General features: G+C 75.7%; 11 protein-coding genes. 3 read left to right on the top strand and 8 right to left on the bottom strand.

Annotated features, from left to right (window positions below; all coding sequences use genetic code 11):
• Window positions 1-68 precede the first annotated feature (68 nt).
• Entirely contained in the window at window positions 69-926 is an 858-nt protein-coding gene (locus UXQ13_RS04350) for a methyltransferase domain-containing protein (RefSeq protein WP_336391867.1), read from the top strand.
• Between the two features lie 7 nt (window positions 927-933).
• Here the strand turns inward: UXQ13_RS04350 and UXQ13_RS04345 are convergent, their stop codons facing one another.
• A complete protein-coding gene (locus UXQ13_RS04345) occupies window positions 934-2,046 on the bottom strand; it encodes an MFS transporter (protein ID WP_336391866.1) in 1,113 nt (370 codons plus the stop codon).
• 45 nt (window positions 2,047-2,091) lie between these two features.
• On the opposite strand from UXQ13_RS04345, the gene UXQ13_RS04340 reads away from it, so the two are divergent.
• A complete protein-coding gene (locus UXQ13_RS04340; RefSeq protein ID WP_336391865.1) occupies window positions 2,092-2,655 on the top strand; it encodes a TetR/AcrR family transcriptional regulator in 564 nt (187 codons plus the stop codon).
• Here UXQ13_RS04340 and UXQ13_RS04335 read toward each other — a convergent pair.
• On the bottom strand, window positions 2,652-4,151 hold the full coding sequence (locus tag UXQ13_RS04335; RefSeq protein WP_225231972.1) for a potassium/proton antiporter: 1,500 nt from the start codon (window positions 4,149-4,151) through the stop codon (window positions 2,652-2,654). The two genes, UXQ13_RS04340 and UXQ13_RS04335, sit on opposite strands and share 4 nt — an antisense overlap.
• 86 nt (window positions 4,152-4,237) lie before the next feature.
• Between UXQ13_RS04335 and ileS the strand changes: the two genes are divergently transcribed.
• Complete coding sequence (gene ileS / locus UXQ13_RS04330; protein WP_225235985.1) at window positions 4,238-7,405, top strand: isoleucine--tRNA ligase; 3,168 nt, start codon at window positions 4,238-4,240, stop codon at window positions 7,403-7,405.
• Between the two features lie 57 nt (window positions 7,406-7,462).
• Here ileS and UXQ13_RS04325 read toward each other — a convergent pair whose 3' ends face one another.
• From UXQ13_RS04325 to pgeF, 6 genes are all read right to left on the bottom strand, one after another.
• Entirely contained in the window at window positions 7,463-8,278 is an 816-nt protein-coding gene (locus UXQ13_RS04325) for a hypothetical protein (RefSeq protein ID WP_225231973.1), read from the bottom strand.
• Between the two features lie 98 nt (window positions 8,279-8,376).
• Window positions 8,377-9,093, bottom strand: coding sequence for a DivIVA domain-containing protein (locus UXQ13_RS04320; RefSeq protein WP_225231974.1), 717 nt, complete (start codon window positions 9,091-9,093; stop codon window positions 8,377-8,379).
• A 94-nt stretch (window positions 9,094-9,187) separates the two neighbouring features.
• Window positions 9,188-9,463 carry a YggT family protein gene (locus UXQ13_RS04315; RefSeq protein ID WP_225231975.1) on the bottom strand — a complete coding sequence of 92 codons (276 nt, stop codon included), beginning with the start codon at window positions 9,461-9,463 and terminating at the stop codon, window positions 9,188-9,190.
• A gap of 75 nt (window positions 9,464-9,538) precedes the next feature.
• Complete coding sequence (locus UXQ13_RS04310) at window positions 9,539-10,318, bottom strand: cell division protein SepF (protein WP_225231976.1); 780 nt, start codon at window positions 10,316-10,318, stop codon at window positions 9,539-9,541.
• A gap of 71 nt (window positions 10,319-10,389) precedes the next feature.
• Complete coding sequence (locus UXQ13_RS04305; RefSeq protein ID WP_225231977.1) at window positions 10,390-11,097, bottom strand: YggS family pyridoxal phosphate-dependent enzyme; 708 nt, start codon at window positions 11,095-11,097, stop codon at window positions 10,390-10,392.
• The gene (gene pgeF / locus UXQ13_RS04300; protein ID WP_336391864.1) at window positions 11,094-11,888 is read right to left on the bottom strand and encodes a peptidoglycan editing factor PgeF; all 795 of its coding nucleotides are present in this window, start codon (window positions 11,886-11,888) and stop codon (window positions 11,094-11,096) included. Before pgeF ends, UXQ13_RS04305 begins: the two co-directional genes overlap by 4 nt.
• Between the last annotated feature and the right edge of the window lie 6 nt (window positions 11,889-11,894).

The raw sequence follows: 11,894 nt of genomic DNA, 5'->3' as shown, positions 1-11,894 counted from the left end.
TGTCCACCCGGGGTCGTCAGCAGCATTTCCGCAGATGGTGCCGGATCGGGCTGTGGTTCAGTCGCCCGGTGACCACCATCGCCGCACCGCTGGAGCTGCTGCGCAGCACCCTCGCCGGGCGGCCGGCCCTGCCCGCGCTGTCCGCTCCCGCCTACGCCCGGGCGCACCGCACCTACGAGGCGCACAGCGACCAGCGCGGGCTGCTGGCCACCTGGCTGGCCGACGCGGTGACCGGGGCCCTGCCCGGACCCGGTGCGCGCACCGTGCTCAGCGTCGGTCCCGGCGACGGCAGCGTCGACGCGCCCCTGGCGCAGACCCGGGTCCCCGGCCGCGGTCCGCTGCGCTGGGTGGTCGCCGAGCCCGACGCCGTGGTGGGCGAGCGCTGCCGGGCCCGGCTGGCCGAGGTGGTGGCGCCCGGCGGCAGCGTCGTGCTGCACGCCGGCCCGTTCGCCACGGTCGCCGACGCGGTCGGGCCCGAGCTGGTGGACGTCGTCCTCGCCGTCCACTCGCTGTACTACGTGCCCGACCTCGCCGCCGCCGTCGCCGCGGCCGCCGACCGGCTGGCCCCGGGCGGGTCACTGGTGGTGCTGCTGGCCCCGCTGGAGGCGCTGTGCCTGCTCACCGAGGCCGTCGACCCGGGCAGCCACCGGTGGTGGAGCGACGACCTGCCGGCCGCGCTGGCCGCTGCCGGCCTGCACGGGACGACGGTGCGGCTGGCCGGCCGGCTGGACACCACCGCCTGCTTCGACCCGGCGTCGTCGACCGGCCGCGAGGTGCTGGACTTCCTGGTCGGGGCCGACTGCGGGGACCTGGACGACGCCGCCCGCGGCGTGCTGCTGGACGCCGTGGCCGCGATCGGCACCCGGGACGGCGACCGCTGGACCGTGCCGCACCCGGTGGACGCGGTCGTGGCCACCCGGGTCTGACCCCGGCTCACCGCACGGCCGGCTCGGCGACGGCCGCCGGGGCCGGCAGGGCGGCCCCGGCGAGCACCAGCACCGCGGCGACGCCGAAGGCCGGGAGCACGCCGACCGGCAGCAGCGCCGAGGACAGCGGGGCGCCCACCGCCTGACCCAGCAGCAGGGCGACGAAGAACGCCGAGACGGCCGGGCCCGGGGTGCTCGAGACCCGGTCGGCCCAGGCGATGAGCACCGTCGTCCCCACCGTGGAGCCGAGCCCGAAGGCGGCGGCGGCCAGGAAGGGCACCGGGCCCACCGGCGGCAGCGCGAGGCCGACCACGCCGGCGGCGGTGAGCGCGAGCGCGGCGGTCCAGGCCGGGGCCACCCCGGCGCGCAGCCAGCGGGGGGCGAGCACCGCGGCGCCGGTCGCCCCCGCGCCCAGGGCCACCCACACCCACAGCGCGGTCGGCCCGGCCAGGCCGCCGGCCTGCAGCACCGACCGCCCGTGGGTCCAGACCGCGGCGCTGCCGGCCCCCAGCAGGGCGGCACCGGCCAGCGGGGCCACCCACCGGCGGCCGGCGTCGACCGGGACCGCCGGACCGGTCTCGGGTGTCCCGCGCGGGGCCAGCAGCAGCACCACGACCGTGACGACGGCGGTGGCCGCGCCGGCCATCCACCAGGCGGTCTGCCACCGGTCGCCCAGCAGCAGGGCCAGCAGGGCCGCCGCGACCAGGCCGGGTCCGGTGCCGGCGTTGACGACGGCCTGGGCCCGGTCCTGCTGCGGCCCGGGGACCGCCCGGCCGACCAGCACGACCAGGCCCGGGGACGCCGCACCCGCCCCGGCGCTCCCGAGCACCACGGCGACGGCGAACACCGCGGCCGACCCCGCCGTCCAGACGCCCAGGGCGCCCACCGCGGCGACCGCCCCGGCGCCGGCCACCACGGCCCGGGGCCACCGCTGGCAGCAGCCGAACGCGACCGCCGCCGCCAGGCAGTAGGCCACCGAGGTCGCGCCGGACACCACGCCGACCGCGCCGGTGGACAGCCCGAGGTCGCGCTGCACCTCGGGCACCGCCAACCCGAAGGCGTAGCGGACCAGGCCGTAGGTGCAGGCGACCAGGGCGGTGCCGGCGAGCACCAGGAGCACGGGGCGTAACGATCGTTTCATCGAAACGGACGTTACAGTGCTCCCGTGACCCCGCGATCCGGCGCCCGCGAGCGCCTGCTCGGTGCGGCCGAGACGCTCTTCGCCGACCAGGGCGTCGCGGCGACCCCGGTGGACCAGGTGCTGGCCCGTGCCGGGGTGGCCCCGGCGACGCTGTACGCGCACTTCGGCAGCAAGGCCGGGCTGCAGGCCGCGGTCCTGGACGCCCGGCTGGCCCGCTGGGACGCCGCCTGGGCCGCGGCGGTCGACGCCGCCCCCGACGACCGGGGCCGGCTGCTGGCGGTGTTCGACGCGCTGGACACCTTCGCCCGCGGCGGGGCGCCGTCCCGCTGGTGCACCTTCCTGGCCACCGCGGCCGGCGCCCCCGCCGACGACGCGACCGCGGCGGCGGCGATCGCGGCCGACACCGAGCTGCTGCGGAGCAGGCTGACCGAGCTGGCCGGGCCGGTGGCCGGGGACGGCGCCGCGGAGCTCGCCGAGCACCTGCTCGTCGTGGTCAGCGGCACCCTGGCGATGCGGCTGCGCCCGGGGGCCGACTCCGCCGTCGCCCGCGGCCGCGCCACCGCCGAGGCCCTGGTGTCCAGCGTCTAGTCGACCTCGGTGGGGCGGCCGGCCTCGCCGCGCCAGGTGGCGAGCCGGCCGGCCCGGCTGACCGCCCGGAGCCGGCGCTCGGCCTCGGCGCGCGAGCCGCGGGCCGACACCAGCAGGGCCTGGTCACCCCGCATCAGCCGGGTCTCCGGTCCGGGCACGAACGGCTTGCCGTCCCGGACGACGAGGACGACGGCGGCGTCCTCGGGGAGCCGCAGCTCGGGCAGGTAGACCCCGTGCAGCCGGGACCCCGGCGGCACGGTCAGCTGCATCAGCTCGGCGCCCAGCTCGTCGAGCGGGGCGGACTCCACGTCGATGTCCCGCGGGGTGACCGGGGTGGCGATCCGCAGCAGCCGGGCGACGGCGGGCAGCGAACCGCCCTGCACCACGGTGAACACGACGACCAGCACGAAGACGATGTCGAACACCCGGGTGGCCCCCGGCACGGCCGCCGCGATCGGGAAGGTGGCCAGCACGATCGGCACCGCGCCGCGCAGGCCCGCCCAGGAGATGAACGCCTGCTGCGCCCACGGCACCCGGAACCAGGCCAGGCTGGCGACCACCGACAGCGGCCGGGCCACCAGCAGCAGCGCCAGGCCGACCAGCAGCGCCTCGGGCACCGCGGCCAGCAGCCGGCCGGGGCTGGCCAGCAGGCCCAGCAGCACGAAGAGCCCGATCTGGGCGAGGCTGGCCATGCCCTCGGCGAACCCGATGGTGCCGGCCCGGTGCGGCAGCGGGGCGTTGCCCAGCACCAGCCCGCACAGGTAGACCGCCACGAACCCCGAGGTGTGCACCAGGTCGGCCGCGGCGAAGGCCAGCACGCACAGCGCCAGGGTGGCCAGCGGGTAGAAGCCGGCCAGCGGCAGCGCGGCCCGCCGCAGCAGCCAGGCCCCGCCGAACCCGATGGCCACGCCGATGACAGACCCACCGGCCAGCTCGCCCAGGACCTCGACCAGGGTGATCCACCAGGCCGCGGTCTCCCCGCCGACCAGCCGCTCGCTGAGCACCAGCACGAGCAGGATGACCGGGGCGTCGTTGAGCCCGGACTCCATCTCCAGCGCGGCGGCCATCCGGCGCGGCAGTGGCAGCCGGCGCAGCGTGGCGAACACCGCGGCCGCGTCGGTGGAGCTGACCACCGCCCCCAGCAGCAGTGCGAAGGTCCAGGAGAAGTCCAGCAACCAGACGGCCACCGCCGCGGTGACCGCGATGGAGACCACCACGCCGACCGTGGCCAGGGTCAGCCCCGGCCCGACGGCCCGCCGGACGTCGGACCACCGGGTGGTCAGCCCGCCCTCGGCGAGGATCACCACCAGCGCGGCCACGCCGAGGGTCTGGGTCAGCTCGACGTCCTCGAACTGGACGCCGGCGCCGCTCTCGCCGAGCGCGACGCCGAGGGCCAGGTAGATCAGCAGCGCCGGCAGACCGAGCTTGTCCGACAGCCGCAGGGCCATGGCGGCGGTGAGCACGACGAGGGCCCCGACGGCGAGGCCGATGGTCACCGTCGTCGACATCTGCCCCCCGCCACGACCGCAGTCTCCCGCACCCGTGCGTCGGCCCGGTAACTCCGCTGGCGGGCCCTGGGATGATGGAGCACGTGAGCAGCCCCACCTCCCCGTTCCGCCCCCTCCCCGCCCAGGTGGACCTGCCGGCCCTCGAGCACGAGGTGCTCGACCGGTGGGCCGCCGAGAAGGTCTTCGCGCGGTCGCTGGAGGCCTCCGCGGGCCGGCCGCAGTGGACCTTCTACGAGGGCCCGCCCACCGCGAACGGTCGACCGGGCACCCACCACATCGAGGCCCGGGCGTTCAAGGACGTCTTCCCCCGGTTCAAGACCATGCAGGGCTACTCGGTGCCCCGCCGGGCCGGCTGGGACTGCCACGGCCTGCCGGTGGAGATCGCGGTGGAGAAGGAGCTGGGCTTCTCCGGCAAGCCCGACATCGAGGCCTACGGCATCGCCGAGTTCAACGCCCGCTGCCGGGAGTCCGTGGAGCGGCACGTCGCCGACTTCAGCGAGCTCACCGACCGGATGGGCTACTGGGTGGACATGTCCACCGCCTACTGGACGATGAACCCCGAGTACGTCGAGAGCGTCTGGTGGTCGCTGAAGACGATCTTCGACAAGGGGCTGCTGACCGAGGACCACCGGGTCGCCCCCTACTGCCCCCGCTGCGGCACCGGTCTGAGCGACCACGAGGTCGCCCAGGGGTACGAGACGGTGACCGACCCCTCGGTCTACGTCTCGCTGCCGATCACCAGCGGCGAGTGGGCCGGTAAGGCGGACCTGCTGATCTGGACGACGACGCCCTGGACGCTGCCGTCGAACACCGCTGTCGCGGTCAACCCCGACGTCACCTACCTCGTGGTGCGCGCCGACCACGCGGGCACCGAGCGCACCGTCGTCGTCGCCGAGCCGCTGGTGACCGCCGTCCTGGGGGCCGACGTGCCCTACGAGGTGCTGGCCACCACCACCGGCTGCGACTGGGAGCGGGTGCACTACCAGCGGCCCTTCTCCCTGGTCGAGTTCCCCGAGGGCGACGCCCACTACGTGCTGCTCGCCGACTACGTCACCACCGACAGCGGCACCGGGTTGGTCCACCAGTCCCCCGCCTTCGGCGCCGAGGACCTCGCGGTGTGCCGGTCCTACGGGCTGCCGGTCGTCGTCCCGGTGGACGCCACCGGGCACTTCGCCGCCGACGTCCCCCTGGTGGGCGGGCACTTCTTCAAGGCCGCCGACCCCACCCTGGTCCAGGACATGGCCGACCGCGGCGTGCTGTGGCGCGAGCAGCGCTACGAGCACCCGTACCCGCACTGCTGGCGCTGCCACACGCCGCTGATGTACTACGCCCAGCCGTCCTGGTACATCCGCACCAGCTCGGTGAAGGACCAGCTGCTGGAGCAGAACGAGGGCACCCGCTGGCACCCGGAGAACGTGCAGTGGGGCCGCTACGGCGACTGGCTGCACAACAACGTCGACTGGGCGCTGTCCCGCGACCGGTACTGGGGCACGCCGCTGCCGATCTGGCGCAACGAGCTGGACCCCGCGCACCTGGTCGCCGTCGGCTCGCTGGCCGAGCTGTCGGAGCTGACCGGGCGTGACCTGGCCGACCTGGACCCGCACCGGCCCTTCATCGACGACGTCACCTTCACCCTGCCCGGGGTCGAGGGTGAGTTCCGCCGGGTCCGCCAGGTCATCGACGCCTGGTATGACTCCGGCTCGATGCCCTTCGCGCAGTGGGGCGCCCCGCACCGCAACCAGGAGCAGTTCGAGGCCGCCTACCCGGCGCAGTTCATCTGCGAGGCCATCGACCAGACCCGCGGCTGGTTCTACACGCTGATGGCCGTGGGCACCCTGGTGTTCGGGAAGTCCTCCTACGAGGACGTGCTGTGCCTGGGCCACATCCTGGCCGAGGACGGCCGCAAGATGAGCAAGCACCTGGGCAACATCATCGAGCCCATCCCGCTCATGGACCGGCACGGCGCGGACGCCGTCCGCTGGTTCATGCTGGCCGGCGGCTCGCCGTGGCAGGCCCGCCGGGTCGGCCACGAGACGCTGTCCGAGGTGGTCCGCAAGGTCCTGCTGACCTACTGGAACACCGCGAGCTTCTTCACCCTCTACGCCTCGACCAACGGCTGGGACCCGGCCACCACCCCGGCTCCCCCGGCCGCCGAGCGGCCGCTGCTGGACCGCTGGGCGCTGGCGTCGCTGGCCACGGTCACCGACGGCGTCACCCAGGCACTGGAGGCCTTCGACACCCAGACCGCGGGCAAGCTGCTCGCCGGCTTCGTCGACGACCTGTCCAACTGGTACGTCCGGCGCTCGCGCCGGCGCTTCTGGGACGGCGACGCGGCCGCGCTGGGCACCCTGCACGAGGTGCTCGACGGGCTGACCCGGCTGATGGCCCCGTTCACCCCGTTCGTCACCGAGCGGGTCTGGTCGGAGGTGGTGGCCCCCGGGCTGCCGGACGCGCCGGACTCCGTGCACCTGTCCTCGTGGCCGCAGGTCGACGAGGCCGCCCGCGACGACGAGCTGGTCGCCCAGATGGAGGTCGTCCGTCGACTGGTGGAGCTGGGCCGCTCGGCCCGCACGGCGTCCAAGGTGCGCACCCGGCAGCCGCTGGCCCGGGCGCTGGTCGCCGCGCCGGGCTGGGCCGACCTGCCCCGGGACCTGGTCGCCGAGGTGGCCGAGGAGCTCAACGTGGCCGAGCTGGCCCCGGTCGCCGAGGCCGGGGGCGACCTGGTCGACGTGGGTGTGAAGGTCGACTTCCGGGCCGTGGGACGGCGGATGGGCAAGCAGGTGCAGGCGGTCGCGCAGGCCGTCGCCGCCCGGGACGCCGCCGGGCTGGTCGCCGACTACCGGGCCGGCACGGCGTCGGTGACCGTGGACGGCGCCGACGTCCCGCTGGTCGAGGGTGACCTGGTGGTCACCGAGACCCCGCGCGAGGGCTGGACCGTGGCCTCGGGCGGCGGGCTGACCGTGGCGCTGGACCTGACCATGACCCCGGAGCTGGAGCGGGCCGGGCTGGTCCGCGAGGTGGTCCGGCTGGTGCAGGACGCCCGCAAGGCCGCCGGCTTCGAGGTCAGCGACCGGATCCAGCTGTGGTGGACCGCCGACGGCCAGCTGGCCCAGGCGCTCACCGAGGCCGGCGACGCCCTGGCCGCCGAGGTGCTGGCGACCACCGTGCACGCGGGCACGGCCGGCGACGGCACCGGCGTCGAGGGCCCGGCCGGCGGCCGCGTCTGGGTCGCCCTCGCTTGACGCCCACCCCGAAGCCCTCGATGGCAGGGCGCCGGGCCGGGCCGGTCGGTGCCGAGATCAGGCCTTGGCGGCGGCGCGGCGGCGGCGCTCGGCGTCGGCGAGGTGCCGGTCCGGGCGGCAGATGCCGCAGGCGGTGAAGCCGTCCTCGCGGGCCTCGCTCAGCGGGAGCGGGAACTCCTCCTCGCCGGCGGTCTGGCTGCAGCCGGCCAGGTGGTAGCGCGGGTGCTCGTCGACGACGACGACCTCGTCGGTGAGGTCCAGGATCATCAGCAGGTCGGTGACCTCGACGTCCTCCTCGACCGGCTCGCCGTCCTCGCCCAGGGCCGCCACGGCCCGGGGCGTGTGCGACCCGGTCGACGGCCCCGCCACCGCGGGCGGTGCCACCGCCTCCGGGACCGGTGCGCTGGTCTCGGCCGGCTCGGGGGTCTGCGGAGGCACGTCGGGCTCGGGCTCGGGCTCGGGCACCTGTACGGGGATGACGGCTGTCTCGAGCTTCGCGGGCTCGACGGCCGTCTCGGACTCCGCGGGCTCGACGGCCTTCACAGGCGCGGGAGGCTCTGCAGCGGGCTCCGCAGCCTTCACGGGCTCCGCAGCCTTCACGGGCGCAGCGGCCTCCACTGCCCCCGGGGTGGCCTTCGTGGCCCCCACCAACGCCGTGGCGGGCTCAGCGGCCTTCGTGCTGGCCGGGGCCTCGGTATCGGTGGACCGGGCGCGGGCGGCACGGTTGCGGCGGACGGAGCTCAGCACCAGGGCGACGGCGGCCAGCGCGCTGACGCCGATCGAGCCCCAGAGCATGGTCGTCTCGCCGTTGCCGAGGCCGCCGACGAGCAGGGCCCCGGCGACGAGGATCAGGAGGCCGGCCAACGCGATCACGGCCGGATCGTAACGGGGACCGCACAAGCCGGGCACCACACGACGGAGCCCCCGCAGACCTGGTGGTCTGCGGGGGCTCCGTCGTACGGCGCGCTGGGTCAGGCGCCGGCGTGCTGGTTCTGCCGGGCGTTCGAGGCGGGCTCGGCCGAACCGCGGCTGTCCAGGTCGCGCAGGTGCGACTCGAGGTAGGACCGCAGGCGGGTGCGGTACTCGCGCTCGAAGGTCCGCAGCTCCTCGATCTTGCGCTCCAGGCTGCTGCGCTTCTCCTCCAGCGAGCCCATGACCTCGACGTGCTTGCGCTCGGCCTCCTGGTCGAGGGCCGTGGCCTTCGCCCGGGCCTCGCGCTCCATCGTGTCGGCGCGGGTGCGGGCGTCGCCCAGCATCGCGTCGGACCGCTGCTTGGCCTCGGCGAGCTGCTGCTCGCTCTTGGCGCGGGCGTCGGCCAGCATCCGGTCGCTGTTGGTCTTCGCGCTGCCGACCAGCTGGTCGGCCTGCTGCTTGGCCTCGTTGACGTACCGGTCGGCGGTCTCGGTCGCCAGGGTCAGCATCCGGGAGGCGCGCACGCCGTCGTCCTCGCGGGGCTGCTGCACCGGCGGCGGGGGCGGAGTGGCGGCGACGGGCTCGGCCGGCCGCTCCTCGGCGCGGGCAGAGCCGCCACCGTTGCTGCGGAGCTCGTTGTTCTCCTCGATCAGGCGAGCGAGCTCGGCCTCGACCACGTCGAGGAAGGCGTCGACCTCGTCCTCGTCGTAGCCACGCTTGCCGATCGGCGGCTTCTTGAAGACGACGTTGTGCACGTCGGCGGGCGTGAGTGGCATCGGGGTCACCTCGGGTCGGACGGGAGGAACAGGGCGCAGTCTCCACGGGCGGCACGTGGCCGCGACCGCAGGACCGGTCCTAGGACAGAACTGGTCACACGGACGCAGCCAGTGAATCGACGATGCCGCGCAGGATGAACACGGCGATCAGGAGCACCATAAACCCGAGGTCCAACCTGATGCTGCCCAGGTTCAACGGCGGGATGACCTTCCGGACCGCCTTCAGCGGCGGATCGGTGGCTGCGTAGACGACCTCCAGGCCCGCGGCGACGGCACCCGAGGGGCGCCAGCTGCGGGCCAGGACCATCACCCAGTCCACCACGAAGCGGGCGAACAGCAGGATCAGGAAGACGAGCAGGACCGATGACACGATCTGCAGGAGAAGGGACACGGTCCTCGCTCGTTCGGGGCTGGGCGGACGGGTGCCCGCCGGCAGCCGATGGGGTCAGGACTGGCTGACGAACCCGCCCTCGCGGATCCGGGCCTTGTCCTCGGCGGTCACGGCGGTGCCGGCCGGGGAGAGCAGGAACACCTTGGCCGTGACCCGCTCGATACTACCGTGCAGGCCGAAGGACAGTCCGGCGGCGAAGTCGACGAGCCGCTTGGCGTCCGCGTCGTCCATCTCGGCCAGGTTCATGAGCACCGCGTCGCCCTCGCGGAAGCGCTCGCCGATGGTGCGCGCCTCGTTGTAGGTCTGCGGGTTCAGCGTGGTGATCCGGTAGCCCTTGGGGGCCGGTGCCGGCGGGGTGACCACGGGCGCGGGCACCGGAGCCGGCTCGGGGGCCTGCAGGGCCGCCGCGGTGGCCCCCACGGGGCCGGAGGTGGCGGTGCCGCCCGACAGCGCGGAGCTGCCGGCCAGGGCCGACCCGCCGGAGCGGGAGGCACCGGTCAGCCGCGGGCCGACCGTCGCCGGTGCGGCGAGGTCGAGCCGGCGCGGGCCGGTCCGCCGGGGCAGTGCGGGCTCGGCGACCGGCGGGGTGGCCAGCACCTCGGCCGGCAGCTCCTCCGAGGGGTACTCCGCCGACGGGTAGGTCGTGTCGTACCGGTCGTCGTACCGGCTGTCGTGCTCGTACCGGTCCCGGTCGGTGGCGCGCCGGTCGGCACGCCGCTCGGGGCGGTCGTCGTAGTCGGACTGTCGCGCGTCGTACCGCCCGTAGGCGGCCCGGGTGTCGTCGTCCTCGACGAGTCCGAGGTAGATGCCCATCTTGCGCATGGCGCCGGCCATCGAAGGGCCCCTCTCTGCTGGTCGTCATCCGTGACTGGTGGGACCCGTGTGACGGTGGTGCCTGGTGTGTCCTACGGTCCTGATCCGGAGGCTAGGGCGCGGTCGCCGAACAGTGCGGTTCCGACACGCACCAGCGTGGCGCCCGCGGCCACGGCTGCCTCCAGGTCGGCCGACATGCCCGCCGACAGCTCCGCGGCCCCCGGGTGGTCGCTGCGCACCCGGGCCGCCAGGGCGGCCAGCCGCTCGAAGGCCGGGCCCGGGGCGCCCTCGCGCGGGGCCACGGCCATCAACCCGCGCAGCCGCAGCGACGGGTGGCCAGCCACCTCGTCGGCGAGCTCGGCGGCGTGCTCCGGTGCCACCCCGCCCCGGGCGGCGGTCCGCCCCTCGGGCCCGCCCAGGTCCACCTGGACGAACACCTCGGTGACCAGCTCGGCCCGCTCGGCCACCCCGGCCAACCGCTCGACCAGGGAGACCCGGTCCACCGACTGCACCACCGCGCCGACGCCGACCACCGCGGTGGCCTTGTTGCGCTGCAGCTGGCCGACCAGGTGCCAGCGCAGGTCCAAGTGGGCCAGCTCCTCGGCCTTGGCGACGAGGTCCTGCACCTTGTTCTCGGCGAACTCCCGCTGCCCGAGCTCGGCCAGGGCCACCACGTCGGCGACCGGCCAGGTCTTGCTCACGGCCAGCAGCGCGACCTCGGCGGGGTCCCGCCCGGCCGAGCGGGCCGCGGCGTCGACCCGGGCCCGGACGGCGGCCAGGGCGCCGGCGGGGTCCTTCACGCCTCGAGCCAGACGACGCCCGCCTGCCGGCCGGTGACGCCGTCGCGGCGGTGGGAGAACAGCCGGCGGTCCTCGACGGTGCACCGCGGGTCCTGCACGACCTGGCCGACACCGCCCGCGCGGAGGACCTGGGTGAGCCCGGCGCGCAGGTCCAGCGCCGGGGTCCCGGTGCGGGAGGTGACCGCGGCGTCCTTCGCGACCCGGGCCACCTGCACCTGCATCGCCCGGGGCACCTCGTAGTCGGCGCCGCACACGGCCGGGCCGAGCAGCGCCTGCACGTCACCCGGTCGCGAGCCGAGCCGGGCCATCGCGGCCAGCGCGGCGGGCACCACGCCCTGCCGCACGCCCTCGCGGCCGGCGTGCACCGCGGCGACGACGCCGGCGACCGGGTCGGCCAGCAGCACCGGCACGCAGTCGGCGACCAGCACGCAGAGCACCAGCCCGGGGGTCGCGGTGACCAGGGCGTCGGCCTGCGGCGGCGGGCCGGTCTGCGGCCCGTCGACGACCACCACGTCGGTGCCGTGCACCTGGTCCATCCAGACCAGGGCGGCCGGGTCGACGCGCAGCTCCCGGGCCAGCCGCGCCCGGTTGGCCGCGACGTCGTCGGGGTCGTCCCCGACGTGGCCGCCGAGGTTGAAGGCGTCGTACGGGGACGACGAACGGCCGCCCCGCCGAACGGTGACCCCCCGCCGGGGGCGGGGGGACCGGGTCGGCGGGGCGGCCGGGCCGCGACCTGCTGGAACGGCCTCGGTGCAGGGTCCCGCGCCGAGCCTGCGAGGTGTGGGGGGCACCGAGGT

This window comes from Klenkia terrae (assembly GCF_037083865.1).
In the GTDB taxonomy this organism is placed as follows: domain Bacteria; phylum Actinomycetota; class Actinomycetes; order Mycobacteriales; family Geodermatophilaceae; genus Klenkia; species Klenkia terrae.
This window is presented reverse-complemented; position numbering and strand designations above follow the sequence as displayed.

Excerpts from the sequence above, each read along its gene's own strand:
- ileS (WP_225235985.1), top strand. The coding sequence starts at position 4,238 with ATGGAGCACGTGAGCAGCCCCACCTCCCCGTTCCGCCCCCTCCCCGCC.
- UXQ13_RS04320 (WP_225231974.1), bottom strand. The coding sequence starts at position 9,093 with ATGCCACTCACGCCCGCCGACGTGCACAACGTCGTCTTCAAGAAGCCG.
- UXQ13_RS04310 (WP_225231976.1), bottom strand. The coding sequence starts at position 10,318 with ATGGCCGGCGCCATGCGCAAGATGGGCATCTACCTCGGACTCGTCGAG.